This is a genomic window from Gluconobacter sp. P5H9_a, from assembly GCF_018812085.1.
Classification (GTDB): Bacteria; Pseudomonadota; Alphaproteobacteria; order Acetobacterales; family Acetobacteraceae; genus Gluconobacter.
Genome location: NZ_JACRVW010000003.1, coordinates 226,804 through 240,073, shown reverse-complemented (window position 1 = coordinate 240,073; position 13,270 = coordinate 226,804). Strand labels below are relative to the sequence as shown.

Sequence of the window (13,270 nt, the reverse complement as noted above, 5' to 3'; positions counted from 1 at the left end):
GGATGTGACAAGTTGCAGACGACGATTCTGGAGACTCGCACAGGACTTCAGATCGCAGTATATTGACCCCATGCGACTGCCCCTGACCCTGCCCCGCCTTCTGCTGATTGCCGCTCTGGCAGCCACACCGACAATCTTCGTGCCCTGGCACTCTGCCCATGCGCAGGATGCCGATGACGCAGAAGCTGAACAGGAAGCGGAAGAATCTGCCAAAAAGGCAGAAGCCCGCAAGGCCGCGAAACGCGCCGCCCCGCCTTCAGCTCTGCCGGGTGCAGAAGCGGCAGATGACGATGCGGGCCATGCACGTGTGGACACGAACCCGACGACGGCTCTCTTTGATGCCATCAATCGCGGTTCGCTGAATGCGTCCAAAGAAGCCTTGAATCGTGGTGCTGACATGAATGGCCACAACATTCTCGATCAGACCCCGCTGGACATGGCGATTGACCTGAATCGCAAGGACATCATGTTCCTGCTGCTTTCCATGCGGACCTACAATCCGGATGGGCGCCTGGAAACGAGCGTTAAGGATAGCGGCGTGCAGATGAAAGGTGGCAGCGGTCACCTGACGATTGGCGGCAAAGCCTCGACGGCAATGCGCGCAGCTCCTTCACCCCATTTCGATGAAAAAGGTGGCACCGCGGACCCGGCATCCGGCTTCCTCGGATTTGCGGGGCGCTGACGTCCTAAACCTTCAGAAACAAAAAAGGCCGGAAGGAGAGTTCTCCTTCCGGCCTTTTTTATGTCTCGGTTTTCAGAACACGAGGGCGCTTAGCCAACGTTGCGCAAGGCAACGCTCTCCTGACGCAGAATATCAATCGGTACCATCTCCCCGTCCCGCTCGAAGAACCAGAACGTCCACCCATTGCAGGACGGTGCATTGGTCAGCATTGCACCCAACTTGTGAATCGAACCACGTTGATTGCCCGATACCAACGTTCCATCCGGCGTCACCGTTGCTTTCAGACGCTTCTGACGATCATAAAGGGCCGTTCCCGCCGGTAAGACGCCCGTTTCCACGAAGCTCCCGAACGGGATCCGTGGGATATCGCGCTTGGCGGGCGTAACAGCAACATGCTCGGACGTCAGACGTTCTTCGCGGGCTACCCGCTCACGCGCTGCCTTAACATAATCCGGGTGACGTTCAATCCCGACATAGTGACGTCCCAGTCGCTTGGCCACCGCAGGTGTCGTGCCACTGCCACAGAATGGATCAAGCACGACATCCTCAACATTCGTGGACGCCACAAGCACACGATGCAGAAGGCTTTCCGGCTTTTGCGTCGGATGCAGCTTCAAACCGTGTTCGTTCTTGAGGCGCTCGTTCCCCGTGCACAACGGCAAGTACCAGTCCGATCGCATCTGAAGGTCGTCGTTCAGCGCTTTCATGGCCTGATAATTGAAGCGATAACGGCTCTGCGGACTCTTGGCCGCCCAGATCATCGTTTCATGAGCATTCGTAAACCGGCGTCCACGAAAATTCGGCATCGGGTTGGATTTGCGCCAGATGATGTCGTTCAGGATCCAGAACCCAAGATCCTGAAGAATGGCACCGAGACGGAACACGTTATGGTAGGAGCCGATCACCCAGATCGTGCCGTCCTTATCCAGAATACGATGCGCTTCGGATAACCACTCACGCGTAAATTTGTCGTACGCCGAATAGTCGTCGAACTTGTCCCAGGCGTCATCGACACCATCAACAACAGTTTCGTCCGGGCGCCGCAGTTCGCCACGAAGCTGAAGATTATATGGTGGATCGGCGAAGATGCAGTCCACGCTGCCATCCGGCAGGGTCTTCATCGTCTCCACGCATTCGCCACGCAGGATCTGGTCCACTGGGAGTTCGCCGGTCATGCTGCGTGTGCCTCTGCTTCAATCATGTTTCGAATAGGCGCAAATCCGCGCCTGTGATGGGGCGTAACGCCCTGCGTTTTCAGGCCGCTCATATGAACAGCGGTGCCGTATCCGGCATTGCGCTCCCATCCATAGGCATCATGCCGAACGGCAAGACGGGCCATCAGGCGGTCTCTTGTAATTTTTGCGATAATGGAAGCTGCCGCGATGGAGAGGCTGATGCCATCTCCACCAATCACCATCTGAATGGGACATGGCAGCTTGGGCGCATGCTTGCCATCAACGAGCGCGAGATCTGGCATTTGACCCAATCGGTCCAATGCACGTCTCATCGCAAGGTGACAGGCCTGTGCAATGTTGATCTGTTCAATTTCCGTGACGGATGCTGCGCCGACCCCGATCAGGATATTCGAAGCCTGCATCAGTAGATCGTAGGCAACCATACGACGCTTCGCTGTCAGTTTCTTGGAATCATCAAGAAGACGCGAAAGCGTTTCATCAGGGGGAGAGGTGAACGCAACGGCTGCTGCGACTACAGGTCCAGCCAGAGGACCACGCCCGACTTCGTCGATCCCGACGATCAGCCCGCCATGGGCCGCTTCAAGGGCGTAATCTGGCATTCCTGAACTTCTCCCCGACCAATCCGGTTAATCAACTGACTACCGAATCGGTTTTGAATCATGGCGACTCGAAAGGGAAGCCCAAAAATGGCTTATTTTTCAGAATAAGTTGTCAAGTGTGCCTCGAAAGACTCTTTCACGTGCCTTTCAGAGGTTTTCCTGCTCACCCTCGCCCTCTGCCGGGTCCTGAGGTGCGCTGGAGGCATGATGCGTGTGGTTCACCTGCTGCTGTATTTCGGGCCACCGGCTGATCGTGTCACCGATGTTGAACACGAGCAGCACGATGCTAACGGCAAGAAGAGATCGCCCTCGTCCGGTGATCTGGCGACGACGCCAGAAATATCCAGGCAGGAACAGCCACCACCAGAAACCTGGAGGTGTAGCGCCCGTTTCCCGGATCGAATTCCGATCCATAAAAAACGCAGTAAAAAAAAGACCCAGCACCAAAAGGCTAACGATAGACATCGTGCCCATGCGATCGGCTTCCGCAACATGCCGCCAGTCCATGATGTAAAGCGTCAGGCGCCCCATGATCCACGGACCAACCAGAAGCGCCCAGGCCCAATGCTCTGAAATTTCGGCGGAAGGGCGTATCAGTCCCGTCAATGGTGAAACCAGCCCGGCGGACGATGCCGGACGCCAGGAATCCCCAAAGGTCGGTGTCCAGACCAGCGTCTCCGGACGAATCCGCTGCTGCATGATCAGACGCAGAATTTCTTCACGGGATACGGGCCCAGTCTGCTGCCCGTTATTCTCGTAAAACCATTCCATAGAAAAAAAGCCTCCCGGATTACTCCGGGAGGCTTCTAGCACACGATGTAATGCGTGTGTGAAATCAGCTGCTCTTGCGACCGAACAGCAGACCACCAACAATCATGCCAACAACTGTTGCAATGACGATCGAGATAAGCGGACGATCCTGCACAAAAGCCGTCGCAGCTTCGAGCTTCGTCTCGCCTTCGTCATAGAGGTCAGCGAATTCCTGCTGAGCCATGCCAGACAGCTGATCGAACTTGCCCTCAGCCTGCGTGGCGGTGTCACCCGTCAGACCGCCAACGCCGTCCTTGACCTTGCCCTTGACTTCATCAAGTAGGCCCTCAGCCTTTGTACCTGTCGTATCAGCCATGTCTGTATCTCCTTATCCGGATGTGATCCGTTCCTGCCTTAAACGGCCCACGGACCATCGGGTTTCCATAAGGATATGGTGCGAGCATGAAATGAAGCAAGAGACAGATTGCCTTGAAAAGCAATCTCTTAGCCTTCCATGTTGCGTATTCGTTGCCAAACCTGAACAGGATTTAAGGTCCCGTCATGGCAGCATTGCGTTCACTGCACTATAAGGAAAGAACTGACGGAAGGATGCCGTTTCTCAGGTGCATCCATACCAAAAAGCTGTACGGGAAAGACAGGACCACTATGGACGAGCAGACGGCCGGACCCAGCGACCGCCACCAGAGCATAAACGCCCAGTCCCCCTCGCCAGCCCGACGCCCTCGCCGTCGCTGGCTGTTATGGGGCACGATTGTTCTGGTGATTCTGCTGATCCTTTTTGCAGTCCTGCGGACGCACGGATCCCATTCAGGAAAATCGCACAAAAATGGCGCCGCGGGCGACACTCAGCCTGTTGCCGTTGCCACGGTTCATACAGGCGACATGCCTGTCATCCTGCAACTGATCGGCACCGTCGTTCCCGTCACGAACGTGACGATTACACCGCGCGTGGATGGCCATATTCTTGATGTTTATTATCAGGAAGGCCAGCACGTTAAAAAAGGCGATGAACTGGAGCTGATTGATCCACGTCCGTACGAAGCAATTCTTGCCCAGTACAAAGGAACACTTGCAGCCGACCGCGCCCAGCTTGAAAAAGCCCGTGTGGACAATGCCCGTTACCAGAAGCTGATCCGTCAGAACTCGACATCAGCGATGACAGCCCGAGATCAGGAATTCACGGTTCAGCAACTTGAAGGCACTGTGAAGTTCGACGAAGCCAACGTCCATAACGCCGAACTGAACGTGATGTACTGTCACATCATTGCCCCGGTTGATGGCCGCGTTGGTATCCGCGTGCTCGACAAAGGCAACTATGTCTCAGCAGGACAATCCGGCGGCCTGACAATCCTGACCCAGATGGAGCCCATCTCGGTCATCTTCACGGTTCCGCAGAACCAGATTGGCCCGGTTGCTGAGCGTCTGCGTGAAGTTCAGGAACTCCCGGTCGAAGCCTGGAACAGCGATAACACTCAGAAGATTGCTGACGGCACCGTGAAAGCGCTGGACAGTCAGATCGACACGTCCACCGGTACGGTTCGTATGCGTGGCATTTTCGCCAATGAAGACGAGCGTCTGTTCCCGAATGAATTCGTGAATGCACATCTCCTCGTCAATACGCTGCACAACGTCCTTATCGTGCCAGGCAATGCACTCCAGACCGGCCCTGACGGACAGTTCCTGTATGTCGTTCAGCCGGACATGACGGTGAAGGATGTGCCGGTCAAGGTTGGTGAGACGGACGACAGCAACGCCGTCATTCTGTCCGGTGTGAAGACGGGTGATCGCGTCGTGACTGATGGTGTGAGCCATCTGCGTCCGGGACAGAAAATCTCAATCCCCGATACGTCCACGCCGAACACCCAGAACGCCGCTGCAGAAGCCAAGACGGCCGAGACCCATCATCGCCACAGCAATGGCCAGCAGAGCACCGATGCCGCCAAGCGTGGCAATGATCCGTCCGCAGCCGATGTCACCGGCAATCACTGACCGCTCACAGGGAACAGCAAGACCGTGAATCCGTCCCGCCTGTTCATCGAGCGTCCGGTTGCCACCAGCCTCCTGATGTTCGCCATCCTGCTGAGCGGACTGCTCGGCTACCACTTCCTGGCAGTCTCAGCACTGCCACAGGTTGAATACCCAACCATTACGGTTTCGACCTATTACCCGGGCGCCGGACCGGACGTGATGAGCACGTCCATCACGGCTCCACTTGAAACGCAGCTTGGGCAGATGCCGGGCCTGGACCAGATGACGTCCCAGTCTTCTGGCGGTGCCTCGGTGGTGACCCTGCGCTTCGGCCTCGACATGTCCATGGACGTGGCGGAGCAGGAAGTTCAGGCAGCCATCAATAATGCCACATCATTGCTGCCAACGGATCTGCCAGCACCTCCGATTTATGCGAAGGTCAATCCGGCGGATACTCCGGTCCTGACACTGGGTATCACGTCGAAAACCCTGCCGCTTCCGGAAGTGGAAGATTACGTCAACACGCGTCTCGAGCAGAAGATCAGCCAGATCTCCGGCGTGGGTCTCGTCACGCTGTCTGGCGGTAATCGCAAGGCGTATCGTATTCAGGTCAACATCCCGAAGCTGACATCCTACGGCATCGCGATCGATACCCTGCGGACCATCATCACAACGGTAAACGTCAACTCCCCAACGGGCACATTTGACGGCCCCAAGCGCTCTACGTCCCTGCGTATTGATGGGCAGATCAAGTCCGTCGATCAGTTGATGGACCAAATCATTGCCTATCAGAACAGCGGCCCGATCCGCGTTCGCGATGTGGCTACGGTCGTCGAAGGCGCAGAGAACACTCAGCTGGCGGCATGGTCGAACAAGACCCCTGCCCTGATCCTGAATGTTCAGCGCCAGCCCGGCGCCAACGTGATTGGCGTGGTGGACAACGTTCTGCGCATCCTGCCCCAGCTCAAGCAGGACCTGCCCCCTGGCATCGAAATCACACCGCTGACAGACCGGACAACAACCATCCGTGCCTCTGTTGACGATGTTGAATACGAGCTGGGTCTGTCCATGCTGCTCGTGGTCGGCGTCATCTTCGTCTTCCTGCGCAATGTCCCAGCCACGATCATCCCCAGCCTTTCGGTCCCGCTTTCGCTGGTGGGCACCATGGCGGCAATGTACCTGCTCGGGTTCTCGCTCGATAACCTGTCGCTGATGTCCCTCACCATTGCCACAGGCTTTGTGGTGGATGACGCCATCGTGGTGATCGAGAACATTGCCCGCTACGTGGAAGCTGGCGAAGACCGTTACACGGCCGCCCTAAAGGGTGCCGGGGAAATCGGCTTTACCATCATCTCGCTGACGGTTTCGCTGATCGCAGTGCTCATCCCACTGCTGTTCATGAAGGATGTCGTGGGACGGTTGTTCCACGAATTCGCCATGACGCTCTCCATCACGATCGTCATCTCGGCCATTGTGTCCATTACGCTGGTTCCAATGATGTGCGCGCGGATGCTGACGGATACGCACGCCCCGTCCAAGAGCCGTGGGTTCTGGGGCCGCCTGTCCGATGCAACAGAACGCGGCATCAATGGCATGATTGCCCTGTACGGTCGCTGGCTGGACGTGGTTCTGCGGTTCCGTGGCCTCACGCTTCTGGTCACGCTCGGAACAATTATCCTGACGGGCGCACTGGCCTACACAATCCCGAAAGGCTTCTTCCCAACGCAGGATACTGGCGTTGTGCAGGGCATTTCCGTCATGTCGCAGGCGATTTCCTTCAACGGCATGAAGGAGCGTCAGGCCGCTTTGGGCGCAGAGATCCTCAAGGATCCGGATGTAGCCAGCATTTCCTCTTTTGTGGGAATTGACGGCCAGAACATGACGCTGAACGTCGGCCGTTTTCTGATTAATCTCAAGGCACGAGACGAGCGCACCTCTGACCTGACAACCATTCTTCAGCGTCTGGGCCAGGTCGGCCAGAATGTCATCGGAACGCAGCTGTTTGTTCAGCCGATTCAGGATCTGTCTCTGGATTCCTCGATTTCGGCCACACAATACCAGTTCATGCTTGAGAACCCGGATTACGACACCTTCAAAACCTGGGTTCCAAAAATTGTCGACGCGCTGAAACAGGAGCCTTCCCTGTCGGATGTCACGTCCGATCTGCAGGCTGAAGGTCTGGTTGCCCAGCTCTCGCTCGACCGTGCAACGGGTGCCCGCTATTCCATCACACCGCAGACGGTCGATAACCTTCTGTATGACAGTTATGGCCAGCGTCAGATCTCAACGATCTACACGCAGGCCAACCAGTACCGCGTCATTCTGGAAGCGCTTCCAGACCTTCAAAACGACCTGACGTCCCTCAACCAGTTGTACCTGCCGGGGATTTCATCCGAAGCAGGCAGCAGCACCTCCGGTCCGACACGTCAGCCGACTTCCGGGTTGGTCCCGCTGAAGCAGGTTACGACGATCAGTCATAGCCTTGCCCCCCTCCTCATCAGTCATTACGGCCAGTTCCCAGCCACGACGATCTCTTTCAACGTCTCGAAAGGGTATTCGCTCGGTGCGGCAACGAGTGCCATTGAACGGGTTGAGAAGCAGCTTGGCCTTCCTCCTGCATTCGAAACCGCGTTCCAAGGCACAGCCGCAGCTTTCCGCTCGTCTCTGACGAACGAAGTCTGGCTTGTTATGGCTGCGGTCATCGCGGTCTATATTGTGCTGGGTATTCTCTATGAGAGCTTCATCCACCCCATCACCATCCTGTCGACGCTGCCATCCGCTGCTATCGGCGCGCTGATTGGCCTGTACCTGTTCGGTATGGACCTCGACATCATGGGGATCATCGGCATCGTGCTGCTGATCGGCATTGTAAAAAAGAATGCCATCATGATGATCGACTTCGCCCTCGAGGCTGAGCGACTGGAAGGGCACACACCGCTCGAAGCCATTCGTCAGGCAGCTCTCCTGCGTTTCCGTCCGATCCTCATGACGACACTGGCCGCACTGTTCGGTGCCCTGCCTCTCATGCTGAGCCATGGCGTCGGCTCCGAACTGCGCCGCCCCCTCGGCGTGGCGATTGTGTGTGGCCTGATGTTGTCACAGATGCTGACCCTGTTCACCACTCCGGTCATCTATCTGTTCATGGACGGCATCGGCCGTAAGACGCGAACGCTGATGCAGCGCTATCATGCAGGCCGGGCGCAAACTCCAAGCACGCACAGCAACCCGTGAGGCTGATCCGCCTTTTCGTCATGCGGCCAGTTGGAACGATCCTTCTGGCCGTTGCGCTCCTGATCGGCGGCATCCTGGGCTATTTCAGCCTGCCCGTCGCCGATCTGCCGAACGTGGACTTCCCGGTCATCATGGTGATGGCGAACCAGCCTGGCGGTTCTCCGTCCGAAATCGCCAGTACAGTCGCAGCCCCGCTGGAGCGGCATCTGGGTGCGATTTCGGGCGTTACGGAGATGACGTCTGAATCAACGGTCAACCAGACCCGCATTACGCTTCAGTTTGACCTTTCCCGTGACATTAATGGTGCCGCGCGAGACGTCGAAGCTGCGCTTCAGGGCGCACGCCAGGATCTTCCCTCCACTCTGCGCACAAACCCGACTTACGACAAAGCCAACTCCAACGGCCCCCCGGTTGTTGCACTGACGCTGACGTCCAGCACACGGACGCCACAGGAGCTTTATGAGTTTGCCAGCAACGTTCTGATTCAGCAGCTCAGTCAGGTTGAGGGCGTCGGCGAAGTGGAAATCCGCGGCAGTTCGCTCCCAGCGGTTCGCGTAGAACTGAATCCTCTCCGCCTGTTTCGTTATGGCATTGGCTTCGAAGATGTTCGCGCAGCACTTGCATCAGCCAACGCTCATACGCCGAAGGGTTTCATTGACTCCCACGGCACGCGTCTCATGCTGTCCACCAACGATCAGGCCAGCAAGGCCGTGGATTATCGTGGGCTGGTCGTAGCCTATCGTAACAGCCAACCTGTTCGCCTGACAGACGTCGCGGAAGTCAATGACAGCGTGGAAGATCTGCGCCAGACGGGCTTCCTCAATGGCCAGCGCGCCATCATCTGTACGGTATTCACACAGGGGGGTGCCAACGTCATCAAAACGGTTGATGGTATTCGCAAGCGCCTTCCCATTCTTCAGTCGGCAATGCCGGGCAACACCCATATCAACGTCCTGATTGACCGTTCCAAGACAATCCGCGCCTCCCTGAACGATACAAAACAGACCCTCATCATAGCCGTAGTGCTGGTCGTGGTCGTTGTCCTGCTGTTTCTGCGCAGCCTGTCCGCTATTCTCATTCCAGCGATTGTCGTCCCCATCTCGATCATCGGAACGTTTGGGGTCATGTCGCTGCTGGGTTATCAGCTCGACAATATGTCTCTGATGGCCCTGACAATCTCCACCGGCTTCGTTGTGGACGATGCCATCGTCGTTCTTGAAAACATCACCCGCTACATGGAAATGGGCCATGAGCGGGTGGAAGCCGCCATCCTCGGGGCAAGCGAGGTTGCCTTTACGGTTTTATCCATCACCGTGTCCCTGATTGTGGTTTTCGCTCCCATCATGTTCATGGGCGGCATTGCGGGTCGGTTATTCCATGAGTTCGCGATGGTCATGGTTATCACGCTGACCATCTCCATGGTGCTGTCCCTCTCCCTCACCCCGATGCTCAGCGCCCTAATCCTCAGTTCTGCGCCTGCAGCCTCACAGGGCTTCTGGGGCAGAATTGGTTCCATGCTTGAATGCATGATCGACCGGGTCGCCAAAGGGTATGAACAGTCACTCGGATGGAGCCTTCGGCATCCGTTCCTCATCGTTATGTCCTTGCCAGCAACACTGATTCTGGCCGGTGTTCTCTTTGTGAAAATGCCCAAGGGCTTCTTTCCGTCTGAAGATACCGGGCAACTCATGGGGCGTCTCGTCGCCGATCAGTCCGTGTCCTTTCAGTCCCTGAAAGACATTACGGCCCGCGCCATGAAAGTCGTCGCAGCAGACAGGGATGTCGCGGGCGTTATGGGCGGCGCCGGCGGCCGTTCGGCCAACTCTGCCAATCTTTTCGTTGCTCTGAAGTCCAAGGAGGAACGTAAGGACGATCTGGCCGCCACGGTGCAACGCATCAACCGGGCCTTTTCCAACGTTCCAGGCGCGCAGCTCCGTCTGATGGCCCCTGGTGCCGTCCGTATAGGTGCGCGCTCAGGTGACGCAGCCTATCAGTATTCGCTGGAAGGTCCGTCGGCCGAAGATCTCTATGAATGGACGCCGAAGATTGTCTCGGCGCTCTCAAAAATTCCTCTGCTGATGGATGTTTCATCCAACGTGGAAGAAGGCGGTCAGGCCATTGCCATTGCGATCAACCGCGATATGTCCTCTCGGTATTCCATCACGCCCCAGCTCATTGCCAACACACTTTACGATGCGTTCGGACAGCGCTCAGCTTCTGTTATTTACGGAAATTTGAACCAGTATCATGTAGTGATGGAAGTCGCTCCGCGATACTGGGAAAGCCCCGAAACGCTGAAACAGATGTGGGTTAGCGCATCTGGTGGAACCGCCGCAGGCGGCACGTCTTCGAATAACCTGCGTGTTCGAGCCGACACCACAACCAGCACCCTCTCTCAGAGCGAACAGTCTTACATCAACTCCGTAGCGAATGCTTTGGCAGGTGGAAAATCCGCGTCTAGTGGTGCAGCCGTTGCCACTAGCGTTTCCAACATGGTGCCGCTCTCGGTGCTTGGATATCAGCGCGCCACGAACACGGCCCTGACGGTCAACCATGATGGACTTTCCGTTGCTACAACCGTGTCTTTCAATTTGGCCCCAGGTGCATCTCTCGGGCCTGCCGTTCAGGCTGTCGAAGCGGCAATGGTCAAACTGCATGTTCCGCCCACCATTCATGGTGGATTTGCAGGCAATGCCGCAGCTTTCCAGAAGTCTGTCAGTGATGAGCCTTTGCTGATCCTTGCTGCTCTTGCGGCGGTCTATATCGTTCTGGGTATGCTCTATGAGAGCCTGATCCATCCCTTGACGATCCTGTCCACCCTGCCCTCTGCTGGCGTCGGCGCCCTTCTTGCCCTTCAGTTGTTCGGGCAGGAATTCTCCCTCATGGCGATGATTGGCGTCATTCTTCTGATTGGTATCGTCAAGAAGAACGCGATCATGCTGATCGACTTTGCTCTTGTCGCACAACGCGAAGGCGCAACAGCTTTTGAGGCTATCCAGCAGGCGAGCGTTCTGCGATTTCGCCCGATCCTCATGACATCTCTGGCCGCAGCCTTTGGAGCCGTGCCTCTCGTCTTCGGGAATGGATATGGCTGCGAACTCCGCCGCCCGCTTGGCATCGCCATTCTGGGTGGGCTGATGGTCAGCCAGCTTCTCACGCTCTACAGCACGCCCGTCGTGTTCCTTTATCTCGATCGTTTTGGAAAGATGCTCGGCCGCGCCCGGCATAACTTTGCCATTCTGCTTCACATCTCGCCCCGGGAAACGGAAATCTGATGACCGTCCTTCGTATGCCTTCCCTGCGTACTTTTCTGCTGGGAGCAGCAGCCGTGCCTTTCCTGAGTGGGTGCATGGTTGGACCGAATTACCATCGTCCTTCGGCAGTCATTTCTCCACACTTCAAAGAAGTGCCGCCACCAGCCGGCTGGAACAAGGCGCGCCCTGATCTGGTTCAGATGCCCAAAGGCGACTGGTGGACCATCTTCAATGATCCGCTTCTCAATGATCTGGAAGAACGCATCGCGACATCCAATCAGAGCCTGAAGGAATACGAAGCGCAGTATCGCAAAGCCGCGGCGACCATCGATTCCATCAAGGCAAGCCTGTACCCCACACTGAGCGGGAATTTCAGCTTCAACAGGAATTCGCAGGGCAGCAGTGCCTCAAGCACCAGTGGTGGTTTCACCTACACCTCCTCGCAGTCCTACACGAGCAACACTTGGGCAACCGGCCCATCTGCAAGCTGGACGGTTGATGTCTGGGGAAAAATACGGCGGCAGGTTCAGCAGCAGGTTGCTGCAACGCAGGGCGACGCCGCGCTGGTTGCCAGCATGCGCCTGTCCTATCAACTGACACTGGCGCAGGACTATTTCAGCCTGCGATACCAGGATAGCCTGGTCGATCTCTATACGCGCAACGTGGGCCTATACCGGGACAATCTCAAAATTCTTGAAAACCAGCTTGAGGCAGGCGTTGCTGACCCAACGAGCGTTCTGCAGGCCCGGTATCTTCTGCAATCCACCGAAGCCAGCCTCGCCAACGCTCATATTGCCCGCGCCCAATATGAGCATGCCATTGCAATGCTGACCGGTCGCGCACCGGCAGACGTGACGATCGCTCCAGCATTGCTTCCCAAGGAGATTCCGGCAGCTCCTGTAGCCGTTCCTTCCATGATCCTTGAACGCCGACCGGACGTCGCCCAGGCTGAGCGCAACATGGAAGCCTATAATGCCGAAATCGGATATGCGATTGGCGCGTTCTTCCCGGAAATTACGCTCTCTGCATCTTATGGTTATAGCGGTAATCCGCTCCAGCAACTGATCCAGACCGCTACCCGTACCTGGGGCCTGGGTGCGGCTGCCACGGAAACAATCTTCCAGGGCGGCGCACGAACTGCTGCTGTCCGTGAAGCCGAGGCAGACTACGATAATGCTGTTGCGACATATCGACAGACCGCTCTTGCAGCCATGCAAGACACGGAAGATCAGATGTCCAACCTGCATTACCTAGATCAGCAGCTAGGACTTCAGAACCAGGCCGTCGCAAGTGCCCAGGCTGCCGTACGGGTCTCCATGAACGAGTATCTTGCCGGAACCCAGATTTATACGACTGTCATTACGGCACAGCAGACCGCTCTTCAGTATGAAGAGAGCCAACTGAGCATTCGCCAGCAGCAATTCAATGCTGAAGTTGCTCTGCTGACTGATCTTGGCGGCGGCTGGAATGTAAAAGACCTCCCAACAAAGGCCTCTCTTCAGACCGACAACCCTTTGCTTCCCTCTTTCATCCAGAAAGACAAAAACGGACGCTGAAAACAAAAAGGGC

9 protein-coding genes are annotated in these 13,270 nt (G+C 56.6%); 5 read left to right on the top strand and 4 right to left on the bottom strand.

Going from position 1 to position 13,270, the window contains the following annotated elements:
- The first annotated feature begins 70 nt into the window (after positions 1–70).
- Positions 71–682 carry an ankyrin repeat domain-containing protein gene (locus KP708_RS05380; protein WP_202207702.1) on the top strand — a complete coding sequence of 204 codons (612 nt, stop codon included), beginning with the start codon at positions 71–73 and terminating at the stop codon, positions 680–682.
- A gap of 89 nt (positions 683–771) precedes the next feature.
- Here the strand turns inward: KP708_RS05380 and KP708_RS05375 are convergent, their stop codons facing one another.
- The 4 genes from KP708_RS05375 to KP708_RS05360 form a co-directional block, all read right to left on the bottom strand.
- Positions 772–1,857: a DNA methyltransferase gene (locus tag KP708_RS05375; protein WP_046901202.1), complete on the bottom strand. Its 1,086-nt coding sequence runs from the start codon at positions 1,855–1,857 to the stop codon at positions 772–774.
- Positions 1,854–2,477 carry a ribonuclease HII gene (locus KP708_RS05370; protein WP_215750716.1) on the bottom strand — a complete coding sequence of 208 codons (624 nt, stop codon included), beginning with the start codon at positions 2,475–2,477 and terminating at the stop codon, positions 1,854–1,856. Before KP708_RS05370 ends, KP708_RS05375 begins: the two co-directional genes overlap by 4 nt.
- 147 nt (positions 2,478–2,624) lie before the next feature.
- Positions 2,625–3,248, bottom strand: a complete 624-nt coding sequence (locus KP708_RS05365; protein WP_215750715.1) for a DUF4339 domain-containing protein — start codon at positions 3,246–3,248, stop codon at positions 2,625–2,627.
- Positions 3,249–3,312: 64 nt separating this feature from the next.
- On the bottom strand, positions 3,313–3,603 hold the full coding sequence (locus KP708_RS05360) for a CsbD family protein (RefSeq protein ID WP_046901199.1): 291 nt from the start codon (positions 3,601–3,603) through the stop codon (positions 3,313–3,315).
- A gap of 290 nt (positions 3,604–3,893) precedes the next feature.
- Here KP708_RS05360 and KP708_RS05355 point away from each other — a divergent pair, with 290 nt between their 5' ends.
- Genes KP708_RS05355 through KP708_RS05340 form a run of 4 tightly spaced genes read left to right on the top strand, consistent with a single transcriptional unit; the run spans position 3,894 to position 13,257 of the window.
- Entirely contained in the window at positions 3,894–5,237 is a 1,344-nt protein-coding gene (locus tag KP708_RS05355; RefSeq protein ID WP_215750714.1) for an efflux RND transporter periplasmic adaptor subunit, read from the top strand.
- A gap of 24 nt (positions 5,238–5,261) precedes the next feature.
- Entirely contained in the window at positions 5,262–8,447 is a 3,186-nt protein-coding gene (locus KP708_RS05350; RefSeq protein ID WP_202207706.1) for an efflux RND transporter permease subunit, read from the top strand.
- Positions 8,444–11,722: an efflux RND transporter permease subunit gene (locus KP708_RS05345; RefSeq protein ID WP_215750713.1), complete on the top strand. Its 3,279-nt coding sequence runs from the start codon at positions 8,444–8,446 to the stop codon at positions 11,720–11,722. Before KP708_RS05350 ends, KP708_RS05345 begins: the two co-directional genes overlap by 4 nt.
- Positions 11,722–13,257 carry an efflux transporter outer membrane subunit gene (locus KP708_RS05340; protein WP_215750712.1) on the top strand — a complete coding sequence of 512 codons (1,536 nt, stop codon included), beginning with the start codon at positions 11,722–11,724 and terminating at the stop codon, positions 13,255–13,257. Before KP708_RS05345 ends, KP708_RS05340 begins: the two co-directional genes overlap by 1 nt.
- The last annotated feature ends 13 nt before the right edge of the window (positions 13,258–13,270 follow it).

Bases quoted from the DNA above. Each gene is read 5' to 3' on its own strand.
- KP708_RS05380 (WP_202207702.1), top strand. From the start codon at position 71: ATGCGACTGCCCCTGACCCTGCCCCGCCTTCTGCTGATTGCCGCTCTG.
- KP708_RS05375 (WP_046901202.1), bottom strand. From the start codon at position 1,857: ATGACCGGCGAACTCCCAGTGGACCAGATCCTGCGTGGCGAATGCGTG.
- KP708_RS05370 (WP_215750716.1), bottom strand. From the start codon at position 2,477: ATGCCAGATTACGCCCTTGAAGCGGCCCATGGCGGGCTGATCGTCGGG.
- KP708_RS05365 (WP_215750715.1), bottom strand. From the start codon at position 3,248: ATGGAATGGTTTTACGAGAATAACGGGCAGCAGACTGGGCCCGTATCC.
- KP708_RS05360 (WP_046901199.1), bottom strand. From the start codon at position 3,603: ATGGCTGATACGACAGGTACAAAGGCTGAGGGCCTACTTGATGAAGTC.
- KP708_RS05355 (WP_215750714.1), top strand. From the start codon at position 3,894: ATGGACGAGCAGACGGCCGGACCCAGCGACCGCCACCAGAGCATAAAC.
- KP708_RS05340 (WP_215750712.1), top strand. From the start codon at position 11,722: ATGACCGTCCTTCGTATGCCTTCCCTGCGTACTTTTCTGCTGGGAGCA.